The sequence below is a fragment of the Cedecea sp. B1(4) genome, assembly GCF_059414925.1.
Window position 1 is genome coordinate 1 of sequence record NZ_JCAHMZ010000338.1, and the last position, 310, is coordinate 310.

Annotated in this window: 1 pseudogene; it reads left to right on the plus strand. The window is 70.6% G+C overall.

The window, feature by feature from the left end:
* A pseudogene (locus ACR6JA_RS23190) lies at positions 1–310 on the plus strand (ParB family protein); the annotation flags it as partial.

The following is a 310-nucleotide window of genomic DNA, read 5'->3' on the forward strand; positions in this document are numbered from 1 at the left end:
TCTCGCCGCAGCGGGTGCAGGACGAGCTGGTCGGTCAGATGGCCGAGCTGCTGGAGGCGGACTACGACACGCTGGCGCTGGAGATCAACGACAGCGAAAGCCGCCAGCGTGCGCTGACCAGCGAACCGGCAGCGCCGATGCCCCCGGCAGCGCCTGTCTTGCCTGCTGCACCGCCCTCGCCGGTCTCCGCGCCTCGGCAGCCACCCGCCTCGTCTGTGCCGCGCGACACCACGCCGGTCGTGCCTCCAGCGCCAGCAGCAACACCGCCTGCACAGCTTAAAGCGCCGGAGGAGCAGCAAGGTCAACGCGA